This window comes from Bacillus sp. PK3_68 (genome assembly GCF_003600835.1).
In the GTDB taxonomy this organism is placed as follows: Bacteria; Bacillota; Bacilli; order Bacillales; family Domibacillaceae; genus Pseudobacillus.
This window is the reverse complement of record NZ_NQYC01000001.1, coordinates 1,710,603-1,723,726: the sequence shown is the minus strand read 5'-3', so window position 1 is coordinate 1,723,726 and position 13,124 is coordinate 1,710,603. Positions and strand designations below refer to the sequence as shown.

Sequence of the window (13,124 nt, the reverse complement as noted above, 5' to 3'; positions counted from 1 at the left end):
AAAAATCTTTCCTGTATAATGACAGTGGAGGTGGAAGAATGTTTAATGTGAAAACCGACTCATTTTATAGCCAAAAAGAAGAGCTCTTGCTTATCGGTCTGTATGACCGTCCCCTCAAGTTTGACGGCGAACTCGCTAGGCTTGATGAAGCGATGAATGGCGAATTAACAGAGCTTGTCAAAGAAGGGGACATTTCGGCGAAGCAAGGTGAAATCATCATCATTCCGACATTAGGAAGAATTTCTGCTAAAAGGCTGCTCTTCGTAGGGCTTGGCAAAGAAAAGCAAGCTGAGTTTCATACCATAAAAGAGACTATCGGTGCAGCTATACAAAAAATGAACAGAATCAAGTTAAGTTCTGCGGCTGTCGCTCTCGATAGCTTTGTATGTGAAACGATTGAACCAGATGAAGCGGCCCAAGCTTTTAGTGAAGCGTTCGGTCTGGCTTCCTATGAATTTAAAGGATACAAACAACCCTCTAATGAGCCTGAACAATTCATTGAACAAATGACCATCTATACAGGGGCGGACAGTGAAGAGGTAAAAGCTGCCCTGCATGTTGGCTATGTGCTCAGCCAGGGAACCAATTCTGCCCGCACACTTGTCAATACACCAGCCAATATGCTAACAGCTGCTGATTTAGCAGAACATGCTAAAAAACTGGCCGATAAATATGGATTTGAATTGGAAATTCTTGAAAAAGCAGATATGGAAAAGCTTGGAATGGGAGCGCTGCTTGCTGTGAACAAAGGATCGGTAGCGCCTCCAAAAATGATTACGCTAAAATATCAGCCCCAGGAAGAGTGGCAAAATGTATTGGGATTCGTTGGAAAAGGCATTACCTTTGATACCGGTGGCTATTCTTTGAAAACAAAGGACGGACTTGTTGGTATGAAAATGGATATGGGTGGTGCAGCTGCCGTATTAGGAGCGATGGAAATCATCGGTGAACTGAAGCCAGATCAAAATGTAGTAGCTGTCATTCCTTCAACAGACAATATGATCAATGGTGAGGCGCTGAAGCCTGATGATGTGATTACATCCATGAGCGGGAAGACGATTGAAGTGTTGAATACGGACGCAGAGGGACGGCTCGTGCTAGCAGATGCGATGACATATGCTAAGCATCACAAAGCTGATTATTTAGTCGACGTAGCCACTTTAACAGGAGGAGTCATTGTAGCACTTGGAACTGATAAGACAGGTGCGCTCACGAATAATAAGGATTTCCTGGAGGAAGTATTAGCTGCATCTAAGGAAGCAGGGGAGTTTATTTGGCAATTGCCGCTCACAGAAAACGATAAAAAGCGCATTCGCAGCAGTAAAATTGCCGATTTAAATAATTCACCAGGTCGCGAGGGCCATGCGATCATGGGAGGAGGTTTTATTGGAGAATTTGCTGAAGAGACGCCATGGGTCCATCTAGATATCGCTGGAACAGCTGATACAAATAAGGCAGGGGCTCTAGGTCCTGCTGGAGCTACAGGTGTCATGGCACGCACGCTTGCCTTATTGGCGGTAAGAAAAACAGAGGCATAATTAAATTAGAGAGGCGTGCTGAACGACGACATGTTCAGCTATGCCTCTCTTCTTTTTAATAAAGATAAAAAGCAATTTAATGTTTCCTGCCTTCCTTTAGAATATAATAGATTTTTGCTTTCGAAAGGGTAACGAACGCTATTATAAAAAAGCGCATAAAGAGATAATGGGTTTATCTGCGCCGGTTGCTCCGTTGCAGGACGACATTCTCTAATTGGACACTATGGTTGAAAAGCATCTATTTAGTGTCTACCATATTCTTAGTTTAAGGGGATTGCAGCGCAAGTTCGTTCGGATTCCGGCTGGAAGCCAGTGATCCTTGAATGAGGTCATTCTTCGATTCATACATATAAGAATGTTAAACAGGCAATGGAACAAATAAAGTAGTCAAGCTATCTGTCCCTATATAGTTACTTTAAAACCTTCAGCTGTTGAAGGTTTTTTCTTTTGAAAAGGCATTGACAATCATCTGTAAAGTTTGCTATCTTGTTTTTAGTTCTCTACCAATTTAGCAAACTAAAGCGAAAGGGGCATCTTAGATGAATGCTGTAGTAATAGCTGTTATCGCCATGCTCCTCCTCAGTCTACTTCGAGTGAACGTTGTGTTTTCATTAATTACGGGTGCACTGATCGGGGGAATAATTGGCGGTTTAGGAATAGAAGGAACGGTTGGTGCTTTTTCAGAGGGAGTTGGAGGCGGAGCAAACGTCGCTCTTAGTTATGCGGCACTTGGCGGCTTTGCAGTCGCTTTATCCAGCACAGGACTGCCGACAGCGCTTGTTGAATTTGTATTAAAGCGTATTGGAAATAAAGAAGAAGCACGCAAGAAAAAATTGCCTAAAGCTCTTATTGTCTTTTTTATTTTATTAGTCGCAATTTCTTCTCAAAATTTAATTCCTGTTCATATTGCTTTTATTCCGATATTAATTCCACCGCTTTTACAAATTTTAAACGAAATGCAAATAGACCGTCGCCTCATAGCGTCTGTACTGACATTCGGCCTTGTCACGCCTTACATGCTGCTTCCTGTCGGTTTTGGGCAAATTTTTCATGAAATTGTAGCTACAAACATCACGGAAAGTGGATTAAAGGTGGAAACAAATGAGATAGCAACGGCGATGATTTATCCGGCAATCGGAATGCTTTGCGGCCTGCTCATTGCTGTCTTCTTTTCTTACCGGAAGCCGAGAGTGTATGAACAAAAAGAAGTAATGGCTGCTGATGTAGAAACGGAAGGATATACAAAATCGGGAGTAATAATGGCTATTATTGCTATTGTAGCAGCGCTTGCCGCCCAGCTTTGGACAGATTCAATGGTGTTTGGAGCATTAGGAGGCATTATGGTCCTATACGTTACGGGAGCATTGCGATGGAATGAAGCCGACAGTGTGTTAACAGCTGGAATGCGAATGATGGCGTTCATTGGTTTTGTTATGATTGCCGCTTCCGGCTTTGCCAAAGTAATGAGTGCAACAGGGGATGTAGAGCGGCTTGTAGAACAGTCGGCCCACCTCATTGGAGGCAACCAGTCACTCGGGGCATTATTGATGCTGATCGTCGGCTTGCTCGTAACCATGGGAATTGGTTCATCGTTCTCGACTGTTCCAATTATTGCAACGATCTTCGTGCCGCTCGCACTTGAGCTTGGCTTTAGCCCTATGGCGACGATTGTACTTGTCGGAACAGCAGGAGCACTTGGAGACGCCGGATCTCCTGCTTCGGACAGCACGTTAGGACCGACAGCTGGCTTGAATGTAGACGGGCAGCATAACCATATTTGGGATACGTGTGTGCCAACTTTCTTGCACTATAATATCCCGGTTATCTTATTTGGCTGGCTGGCTGCTATGGTTTTATAACTGATGCATTGCAGGTATGGGAGGCTTGATTGTAAAGCCCGCCCATGCCTTTTTCTTTCTTTCTGCATAAAACATAGTAGGCAGAGAAAAAGGAGGCTTTTCATAATGTACAGAAACACTCGCTTTCCCCCTTTTTTTGGCGGCCCATTTGTCGGAGGGCTGCTCGGAGGGTTAATCGGCGGAGCGATTGCACGTCCGTTTTATGGTTATCGACCATACTATCCTCCATACCCTCCATATGCTCCTCCATTTGTAGGTCCCTTTGGCCCTTATGGATATTATTAGAAAAAAGAACCTCCGCGTATGTGTGGAGGTTCTTTTTATTCATAGAGATAAAAATAAAGCGTTTGCAGCCCTGCGAGTTTTTTAACTAACTTTGATAGCCTGTTCCTCTGCATCCAAGCGATCAATTTCTGCTTGGGAAAGTTTTTCTATTTTAAAACCGGTAAATCCATATAATATAGCAATGACTGGGCTAATAAGGCAAAGCAAAGCATACGGGGCATATTGGAAAGTAGAAACTCCCAGAGTAGCAGTCATGAAAGCTCCACATGTGTTCCAAGGGACAAGTGGAGAAGTCATTGTACCGGCATCTTCCAATGTTCTCGATAAATTCTTTGGATGAAGTCGGCGCTTTCTATATGCTTTAATGTACATACGCCCCGGAAGAAGGATGGATAAGTATTGATCACAAGCAATAACGTTTGCTGTAATACAAGTAACAACTGTAGTGGCGATCAGACTTCCGGTAGATTTAGCAAGCTTTAGCAAGCTGTTGACGAGTGTTTCAAGCACACCGCTCACTTCTAGAATTCCTCCGAAGCTCATAGCGATCATGACAAGCGATACCGTATACATCATGGCTTCTGTACCGCCATTATTTAGTAGATTATCAAGAACCTCATTGCCTGTTTCCATCTCAAATCCGTAGACCATGATACCCAAAATGTCCCCAATAGCTACGCCTTGTACAGTAATGGCTACGATTGCGCCTAAGATCGAGCCAATGACAAGTCCAGGAAGCGCTGGTGTTTTCATGGCGATCAGACCGAGTACAATAATAGGGACAAGTAAAAGCCATGGACTAATAATAAAAATGTCATTCAACTGATTTTGAAGAGCCGTAATCTCATCAATGCCGGCCCCTTTTCCTTTAAATGAGAGTCCCATAAAGAAATAGATAATAACAGAGAGAATTAAGGCAGGAATCGTTGTATATAGCATATGACGAATATGATCGAATAGCTCCACCCCGGTAATCCCTGGTGACATATTCGTTGTTTCGGAAAGCGGTGAAATTTTATCCCCAAAATAACAGCCGGAAATTACTGCTCCGGCCACCATCGCTAAGTTAACACCGAGACCTGCTCCGATTCCCATGATGGCGATGCCGATAGTACCGGCTGCTGTCCAAGCATTTCCTGAAGCAATGGCTACAATGCTGCAAATGACGGCAGCAGCCGGCAGGAAATAGGCAGGCGATAAAATATCAAGCCCATAATAAATCATCGTTGGAACGATTCCGCCGGCAAGCCATGTGCCGATGATCGTCCCGATAACCATTAAGATCAAAAGAGCCTGCATCGCTAGCGTCACTGCACTAATAATCCCTTTTTCTATTTCCTTCCACGTATGGCCGAGATAAATCGCTATGATAGCTGCTACGACTGCACTTAATAAAAGTGGAATATGAGCATCAGCTTCAAAAATAAAAATCCCGGCGAACAGGAATGTAACCATAGCAATAATAGGGATTAGCGCAATGGCGAGTGAAGGTGCTTTAGTTTTTTTCATTATCATCCCTCTTTCTTTCTAGTATTCTATCTAAATAGATTGCAAGAACCATGCCAATAGATCTAATTATCTGAAAAGTCGATCTTATGCTAAAAAGACTAAATCTATGCATAAAAACATAAGGATAAATGTCGGGTTTCATGTGATTTTGCATAAAATATACCATTTTGCATAAAAGGAGGGATTTTTCTAAAAAGACAGAATGTAATATAATGAAATGAATTATTGTTCATTTTATAGAGAGAAAGAGAGGAAATAAAAATGAAAGAAAATATCAACTTGTCTCATACGTTAGGAATGGAACTTGTAGAAATGAGTGAAGGAAAAGTTGTCATGACCATGCCGGTCGATGAGCGTACACGCCAACCGCTTGGGTACTTACACGGTGGCGCCTCCGTTGCTTTGGCTGAAACAGCTGCAAGCATTGGTACGGCTTATTTAATTGATCCAGACACACAAATATGCTTTGGTCTGGAGATCAATGCTAATCATATTAAAGCCAAAAGGGAAGGAATCGTTACCGCTACAGCGCAATCCGTACATCAGGGACGAACAACAATGGTCTGGCAGATTGATATTCGTGATGAGCAAGAGCAGCTTATTTGCCTCTCACGTTGTACAGTAGCGATAGTACCGAAGAAAGTGTAGAAGTTTTGAAGGGAAAAAATAGGGGAAGAAGAAGGGTAGTTGAATGACTAGGAGGAGAACCCATGCCCTGGAATGAAAATGATTATCCTGCTTCAATGAAAAACTTGCCCCAGCAGGTGCGTGAAAAAGCGATTGAAATTGCGAATGCACTGCTTGATGAGAATTATGATGAAGGAAGAGCCATTGCTATTGCTATTGATCGTGCCCGCAGCTCTGTTGGTAAAGGGCATGGAAACGATGAAGAACGCTCTGTCTATCATCTGCAGCCGAAAGAAGACGGTGAGGGCTGGCAGCTCGTCAAGAAAAAGGGAGAGCATAGTATCTTGTCAGACCACACGAAAGAAGGGTTATCAGATAAGGCAAAGGATTATGTAAAAGAGCATGATGGAATTCTGATTATTCACCGCGCTGATGGAAGCGAGGAAAAACGTCTCTATGAAAACTAAGCTTTCACAGAGCGCTATAATAAAAGAAAAGAGCATAATTTTAAGTGAAAAACCAGCCAACAAATCAAGCGTTGGCTGGTTTTAATTATTTTCTATCCTTTAAATCATCTCGGGAACTTTTATCCCACAATTTGACGCCTGAGTTGTAGGCAGCACGGCTAATTAAGTGACCGCCAACAGGAGCCGTTATAAAGATAAAGGCAATTCCGAGCAGGACACGCGAGCTAAAGTGTCCCTCGATTAAATAAAAATAGAGAAAACAAGCGAGCAGAATCAACATCACTCCAAGTGTGGCGCTTTTTGAAGCTGCATGGTTGCGCGTGTAGACATCAGGCAGCCGAATCACTCCAAAAGATGCAACAAGAGTAAGAAAGACACCAAGCAGTAAAAAGAGAATGATCATGATCTCAATGATTACGGTCATTTTCAATGATCTCTCCTTTCTCAAGGAACTTGGAGAAAGCAGTCGTACCGATGAAAGATAAAATGCCGAGCAACAAAATAACATCTAAAAACGCATAGGTCTTAAACAGCATAGAGAGAATGGCGATCATGGCGACCAAGTTAATGCCAATCGCATCTAAAGCGACAATCCGATCAGGGACGGTTGGACCTTTAACAAGCCGATAGATGAAGCCGAGCATTGCCAAGGTAATTAAAATGAGCGACAGCTTCATAACCATTACCAACATCAGCGGCTCACCTCCATAATCGCTTTTTCAAATGATTCTTTTATGCCGTTAATTGCATCTTGCACATCCGGTACGTCAATCGCATGGACGTATAATGTCTTTTGATCATCTGATACATCGATGACTAATGTGCCGGGAGTTAAGGTAATTAAATTAGCAAGCAAGGTAATTTCCCAGTCTGATTTCAGCTCAGTCGGCAAGGCGAAAATTCCTGGCTGGATATCAAGTTTAGGTTTTAAGATCACTTTCAATACGTCGATGTTCGCCATAATTAATTCCTTAAAGAATAGAAGGGTTAAGTAAACGATGGCAAACACACGGCGCACATACAGTTCTGTTTTAAAGAACCGGCGCATGCCATAAATTAAAATCAAGCCAATTAAGTATCCGATAATAAATGTTTTGCTGTTAAAGGATACTTGTAGAAACATCCACAGAAACGCTAAAAAGAAATTAAGTAAAATTTGAAAAGCCATAAGACATTACTCCTTTAACACTGCATCAATATAGATTGCCGGATGTACGAGTGCATCAGTGGCTTGAGAAATAATTGGATACATTATTTCCGCTCCTACCCCATAGAAAATTGAGGCAAGTACGAGAATCGCTCCTGGTGCCCATAGAGAGAGAACAGGCTGATTTTCTTCTCCTGGGTATTCTTTCGGAGCTCTCCAGAAACCGTTCATAAAAATTTTAATTACAGAGTAAAGCACGACAAGACTGGATAAAAGAACAATTAAGGAGCCTACATATTCTCCCTCCGCCAGCCCTCCGCGTACGATTAACAGCTTTCCGACAAATCCGCTGAGCGGTGGAATGCCGGCGAGTGCAAAAGAAGCAACAAGGAAGGTCCAGCCGAGCAATGGATATTTCTTCATCAAACCGCCCATCTTGCGTAAGTCGCTTGTCCCGGTAATCTTGATCATTACACCAATGAGCAAGAATAGAGCGGCTTTTATAATCATATCATGAATCGTGTAAAAGACCGTGCCTTTATAGGATTCTTCTGTAGCAACTGAGATTCCAAATACGAGCACACCTACTGCAATTACAATATTGTAAATGACAATTTTCTTTACATCCCAATAAGCAATCGCGCCAATGCAGCCGGCGATCACTGTAATAATAGCGAGAATGCCTAACAGTTCATGCGTGAAAGCCTGATCGTGGTAAAAGAATAGTGAGTAGCTTCGCAGGATAGAGTATACGCCTACTTTAGTCAACAGGGAACCAAACAGAGCAAGAATTGGTACAGGTGGTGCATAGTAAGAACCAGGAAGCCAGAAATACAGCGGAAAAATGGCTCCTTTTAAACCGAATACGATTAAAAATAATACAGCGATAACCGTTAGGATCGGCAGCTGGCCAATTTCTGCGATGCGCTGGGAAATATCCGCCATGTTCAGAGAGCCAACGACAGAATAAAGCATAGCCACGGCGATCACAAAAAGCGCCGATGAAATGACGTTCACAAGAATGTATTTAATTGATTCACGCAGTTGGACTTTTGTGCCGCCGATGACAATCAGGACATAAGAGGACATCAGCATCACTTCAAAAAACACAAACAGGTTAAAGATATCGCCCGTTGTGAAGGCGCCGTTTACACCAACAAGCAAAAATTGGACCACAGGATAGTAATAAAATCGTTCGCGTGCCGCACCAATCGAACGGAAAGAATAAAGAATGACACACAGCGTGATCAGTGACGATGTAGTGACAAGCAGCGCAGACAAGGTATCGGAAACAAGCGTAATGCCAAACGGGGCATCCCAGCTGCCGACATTGACCGTTTGAATCCCGTCTTTTTTAACGGTTATCAATAAAACAACAGCAGCGGTTAATGTACCAATGGCAGAGATGACTGAAATGGCTCGCTGGACTCCGACAGATTTAGACACAAAAATTAATAAAGCGGCAGTCAAGAGAGGAATAAGCAACGGCAAAACTAACAGGTTAATCATTTGCTTCATTACCTCTCATTTCATCCATATTATCTGTTCCCAGTTCCTGGTAAGCTCTGTAGGCGAGCACAAGAAACAAGGCGGTAACGCCAAAGCTAATAACGATGGCCGTTAAGATCAGTGCTTGCGGCAAGGGATCTACATAAGAGGCTGCCTTTTCACCGAGAAGAGGAGCCGCCCCTCTTTTTAAGCCGCCCATTGTAATAATTAACAAATGAGCTCCGTGACTTAATAGCCCGGTCCCGATAATAATACGGAGCAAGCTTTTTGAAAGCATTAAATAGATAGAACTTGCAAATAAAGCACCAATAATAATTGACATTAAAATCTCCATTATTCACTCTCTCCTATCGTTTGAATAATGGTCATGGTCACACCAATGACAACTAAATAAACACCTAAATCAAATAACATAGCAGTATGGAGAGACGTTTCTCCAAAGATCGGCAAATATACGTCGCCAAATACATGAGTAAAAAATGGAACATTGAAAATAAGTGAACCTGCCGCTGTTCCGATCGCGAACAGCAAGCCGATTCCGATCAAAATTTTATAATCGATAGGAAAACCTTTCGCTACAGTTTTAATATCAAAGGCAAGCAGAAGCAGTACGATCGCTCCCGATGTCATCAACCCGCCGACGAATCCACCGCCGGGATGATAATGCCCGGCAAAGAACAAATGGATGGCAAAGAGAATAATGATGAAAAACACAACCTTACTCGTTGTTTGCAAAATGACATCATTAGTTTTCATCTGCTTCTCCTCCTTTCTTTGCTAGCCGTAGTTTAATCAGGCCGAAAATGCCGAGACCGGCAATCGCCAGCACGCTGATTTCAAACAAGGTATCAAATCCACGGAAATCGACGAGGATGACATTGACCATATTTTTGCCCGCTGCTTCTTTATAAGTGTTCGCAACATAGTAGCTGGCGATTGATTCAAACATTTTGTTGCTGTGGGAGGAGATGGCCATTAAAGCGATAACGGTTCCAACTCCGAGAGAAATAATTAAGTTGCCAAGTTTAAAGCCCATTCGCTCTTCATGGCGATTAAGTTTTGGAAGATGGTAGAAACAAAGCAGAAATAAAGCAACCGACACGGTTTCAATAACCAATTGTGTAAGAGCTAGATCCGGTGCCCGAAAAATAACGAAAAAGAGGGAGACTGTATAGCCGACTGCTCCTAAAGCGATAATGGACGTCAGCCGGGACTTGGCGAATAAAATAGTGAAAATACCCGCTAAAATAATAATAACGAGGACAATTTCATATACACCGATCGGAGCTAAGTTGCTCTTATCAATCTTCAACGCGCCTTCTGTCCACATTGTGAAACCAAGAATACCGATAAAGAAAACAAAAATATAGACGAGATATGTACGGATAAATCCGTTCATATAAGCCTTTGTGAACGTGTAAGAACCGCGTTCAGCAGCATACAAGCTCGTATCATATAACGTATTAAGTGTTACTTTTCCAGGGAATAGCGTATATAGCTTGATCCATTTGCTTAAAGTCAAATACATTAGAATACCAACAGCTATCACACCAATCGTCATTAGCAACTCAGTCGTAACTCCATGCCAATGGACAATATGAACTGATAGCAGCTCACCAGGCTCAACTAGCGAAGGGACAATCGCAGCCGCTGCTGGCTGAATGAGGCTGTAAGACAGCAAATTTGGGAAAAGACCGAATAGGACGACAAGAACAGCAAGAATGATAGGTGAAATCAACATGCCAACAGGTGCTTCATGCGGTTTTTTGTCGAGCTTTTCGGGTTGATATTTCCCGGAAAATGTCTTAAATACAAACATCATGCTATAAATGAATGTGAAAATACTTCCAATCCAAGCGAGAATAGGGAATAACATGCCCCATGTTTGTAAGTTGAAAATGTTTAAGTCAACAAGCTGAATCATTCCAGTAAAGAACATTTCCTTACTTAAAAATCCGTTAAATGGAGGAAGACCAGCCATAGAGAAAGCTCCGATGACAGCTATCGAGAAAGTAATAGGCATAAAGCTGAGCAGTCCGCCAAGCTTGCGGATGTCTCTTGTGCCTGTTTCATGATCGACAATACCAACTACCATAAATAAGCTGCCTTTAAATGTTGCATGGTTGATTAAATGAAAGACAGCGGCAATAACAGCAGCAATGTAGATATTGTCATTTAATGCGTCAAAGTGAAGAGCGGCGGCTCCCGCTCCCAAAAGCGACATAATCAAACCGAGCTGGCTGACCGTTGAAAAAGCAAGAATCCCTTTTAAATCTGTTTGTTTGACTGCATTGAATGATCCCCAGAACATAGTGAAAATGCCAACTGCTCCAACAATCCAAAACCAATAGCTTGAGAAAGCAAAGATTGGACTGAGGCGGGCAACTAAATAAATTCCCGCTTTCACCATTGTAGCCGAGTGCAAGTATGCGCTCACAGGTGTAGGTGCTTCCATGGCATCAGGTAGCCAAATATAAAATGGAAATTGAGCTGATTTTGTAAAGGCTCCTAGTAGAATAAGGATCAGCGCAAACAGGAAGAGAGGATGACCATTTAGTTCACTGGCTTGAGAAATGAGCTCGCGTATGCTAAATGTATCGCCCATAATGGAAAGCAACAAGATGCCGCCCAGCATAGAAAGACCGCCAAATACCGTTAGAAGCATAGATTTGAGCGCTCCATAACGAGAGCGTTCACGGTCGTACCAGTAGGCGATCAACAGGAAAGAAGAAATGGATGTCAATTCCCAGAACATATACAAAGTGATCAAGTTGTCTGACAGCACAACGCCAAGCATGGCACCCATAAACAATAGTAAATAGACATAAAAGTTGTGCAGTCTTTCTTTTTCCTTTGATAAGTAAAAGATGGAATATAACACGACGAGTGAACCGATTCCAGTAATAAGCAGAGCGAATAACAGCCCTAATCCATCTACATAGGCAGTAAAGCGGATGCCAAGTGATGGGATCCAATCAAAAGATTTCTCGACTGTCCCGTTGTTCCGGGTAACCGGGAGAAATCCGATAAAATAAGTGAAAAGCAAAATCGGTAAAATTAGAACAAACCAGCCTGTATGTATACTCCGTAGCCCTTTATAAAAAAAAGGAACTAAAATAGCCATTAAAAAAGGAGAAAAGATGGCTAGATGTAGTAAAGACAAAAAAATCCCCCCTCATAAACTAAATCGATAATATGTACAAAAGAAAAAGGTGACTATTTGCATATAACGATCCCTTTTTCAACTATACTCATCGTTGATGATGCAAATTTTGATCTCCTAGAGCATTATAACGTAAAAAATTACTTCATGCATGGTCAAAAAGTGAAACTTGCTGAAAAGTCGGTCAATAATAATAAATATGTAGAAACATGGCATTATCACTCATTAAAAAATTTTTTTTCGTCCTTCTTGCCCGCAACTTTTTTGCCAAAAAATGTTTGGGACTTCCAAAAATTATTAAAAAAGAACTTGTCTTTGTTTGTCAGCTCTTGCATAATAAAATGGATTGAACGGAACAGGAGAGTATATTCTTTATGAAAAACACTTATTTAACAGGCTACTTGCCTCTCATAGCTATTCTATTATTTAGTTTGTCGTTTGCTTTGTTTGTCCAAGGAATTATTATCTCTTTATTTAAGAAAGTAGGCTTATACAACGAAATGCTTGAGCTATTTACAAAGACAGAGATCAATCTGGTGATTACCGTTTCATTAATGATTGCCTTCTTTTTTGTAATTGCCGGCTTAAAAGTGATCGCCAATACGGTGAATGAATTGTCTTTGTTGTTTTTCTCCAAAGATACAGAAGGAGAATTGTTAAAAGCTGTTCGTAACGGCTCGATTATCTTTTTTGTAGGTGGTCTGCTTTCCTTGATTAGTTTTTCCTCATTGATAGGGATTTTAGCAATCTTTCTATTAACAGCCGCTGGCTACTTGATCTTTTTTGTTTATAAAACTAGCTCTTCCCTTTCGATAGCTAATTTAATTGGAATAGTTACTTTCCAAATTGTTTCATGGTCAGCTTTAGGAGTTTCATTGGCTCTTCTAGGAATGAAAGTCTACAATGGCCTGCTTGGCAGTTTGCCGCTTTAAGAACCGCTTTGGCGGTTTTTTTGTAGTCAAGTATAAAGGGGAAAGGAAAAACCACGGGCTTGGCGGTTAACGAATGTTCGGATAGGTA

14 protein-coding genes are annotated in these 13,124 nt (G+C 41.8%); 6 read left to right on the top strand and 8 right to left on the bottom strand.

Annotation, left to right across the window (positions count from 1 at the left end; all coding sequences use genetic code 11):
• The first annotated feature begins 38 nt into the window (after window positions 1-38).
• From CJ483_RS09050 to CJ483_RS09040, 3 genes are all read left to right on the top strand, one after another.
• On the top strand, window positions 39-1,538 hold the full coding sequence (locus CJ483_RS09050; protein WP_120034179.1) for a leucyl aminopeptidase: 1,500 nt from the start codon (window positions 39-41) through the stop codon (window positions 1,536-1,538).
• Window positions 1,539-2,077: 539 nt separating this feature from the next.
• Window positions 2,078-3,397 carry a Na+/H+ antiporter family protein gene (locus CJ483_RS09045; RefSeq protein ID WP_120034177.1) on the top strand — a complete coding sequence of 440 codons (1,320 nt, stop codon included), beginning with the start codon at window positions 2,078-2,080 and terminating at the stop codon, window positions 3,395-3,397.
• A 105-nt stretch (window positions 3,398-3,502) separates the two neighbouring features.
• Window positions 3,503-3,682, top strand: coding sequence for a hypothetical protein (locus CJ483_RS09040; RefSeq protein ID WP_120034175.1), 180 nt, complete (start codon window positions 3,503-3,505; stop codon window positions 3,680-3,682).
• A gap of 81 nt (window positions 3,683-3,763) precedes the next feature.
• Here the strand turns inward: CJ483_RS09040 and nhaC are convergent, their stop codons facing one another.
• A complete protein-coding gene (gene nhaC, locus CJ483_RS09035; protein ID WP_120034173.1) occupies window positions 3,764-5,191 on the bottom strand; it encodes a Na+/H+ antiporter NhaC in 1,428 nt (475 codons plus the stop codon).
• 261 nt (window positions 5,192-5,452) lie between these two features.
• On the opposite strand from nhaC, the gene CJ483_RS09030 reads away from it, so the two are divergent.
• Entirely contained in the window at window positions 5,453-5,839 is a 387-nt protein-coding gene (locus tag CJ483_RS09030) for a hotdog fold thioesterase (protein ID WP_120034171.1), read from the top strand.
• A gap of 62 nt (window positions 5,840-5,901) precedes the next feature.
• The gene (locus CJ483_RS09025) at window positions 5,902-6,285 is read left to right on the top strand and encodes a DUF2188 domain-containing protein (protein ID WP_120034169.1); all 384 of its coding nucleotides are present in this window, start codon (window positions 5,902-5,904) and stop codon (window positions 6,283-6,285) included.
• A gap of 85 nt (window positions 6,286-6,370) precedes the next feature.
• Here CJ483_RS09025 and mnhG read toward each other — a convergent pair whose 3' ends face one another.
• From mnhG to CJ483_RS08990, 7 genes are read right to left on the bottom strand one after another with little or no spacing between them, the layout of a single operon-like run.
• Complete coding sequence (gene mnhG / locus CJ483_RS09020) at window positions 6,371-6,709, bottom strand: monovalent cation/H(+) antiporter subunit G (RefSeq protein ID WP_120034167.1); 339 nt, start codon at window positions 6,707-6,709, stop codon at window positions 6,371-6,373.
• Entirely contained in the window at window positions 6,693-6,968 is a 276-nt protein-coding gene (locus tag CJ483_RS09015; protein WP_406910024.1) for a Na(+)/H(+) antiporter subunit F1, read from the bottom strand. The genes mnhG and CJ483_RS09015 overlap by 17 nt, the downstream gene beginning before the upstream one ends.
• Before the next feature lie 8 nt (window positions 6,969-6,976).
• On the bottom strand, window positions 6,977-7,453 hold the full coding sequence (locus CJ483_RS09010; RefSeq protein WP_120034163.1) for a Na+/H+ antiporter subunit E: 477 nt from the start codon (window positions 7,451-7,453) through the stop codon (window positions 6,977-6,979).
• A 6-nt stretch (window positions 7,454-7,459) separates the two neighbouring features.
• Window positions 7,460-8,941, bottom strand: a complete 1,482-nt coding sequence (locus CJ483_RS09005; protein ID WP_120034161.1) for a Na+/H+ antiporter subunit D — start codon at window positions 8,939-8,941, stop codon at window positions 7,460-7,462.
• A complete protein-coding gene (locus CJ483_RS09000) occupies window positions 8,934-9,275 on the bottom strand; it encodes a Na(+)/H(+) antiporter subunit C (protein ID WP_120034159.1) in 342 nt (113 codons plus the stop codon). Before CJ483_RS09000 ends, CJ483_RS09005 begins: the two co-directional genes overlap by 8 nt.
• Window positions 9,275-9,697: a Na(+)/H(+) antiporter subunit B gene (locus CJ483_RS08995; RefSeq protein WP_120034157.1), complete on the bottom strand. Its 423-nt coding sequence runs from the start codon at window positions 9,695-9,697 to the stop codon at window positions 9,275-9,277. Before CJ483_RS08995 ends, CJ483_RS09000 begins: the two co-directional genes overlap by 1 nt.
• On the bottom strand, window positions 9,687-12,104 hold the full coding sequence (locus CJ483_RS08990; RefSeq protein WP_120034155.1) for a Na+/H+ antiporter subunit A: 2,418 nt from the start codon (window positions 12,102-12,104) through the stop codon (window positions 9,687-9,689). Before CJ483_RS08990 ends, CJ483_RS08995 begins: the two co-directional genes overlap by 11 nt.
• A 374-nt stretch (window positions 12,105-12,478) precedes the next feature.
• On the opposite strand from CJ483_RS08990, the gene CJ483_RS08980 reads away from it, so the two are divergent.
• On the top strand, window positions 12,479-13,036 hold the full coding sequence (locus CJ483_RS08980) for a DUF5366 family protein (RefSeq protein WP_120034151.1): 558 nt from the start codon (window positions 12,479-12,481) through the stop codon (window positions 13,034-13,036).
• Window positions 13,037-13,124 lie beyond the last annotated feature (88 nt).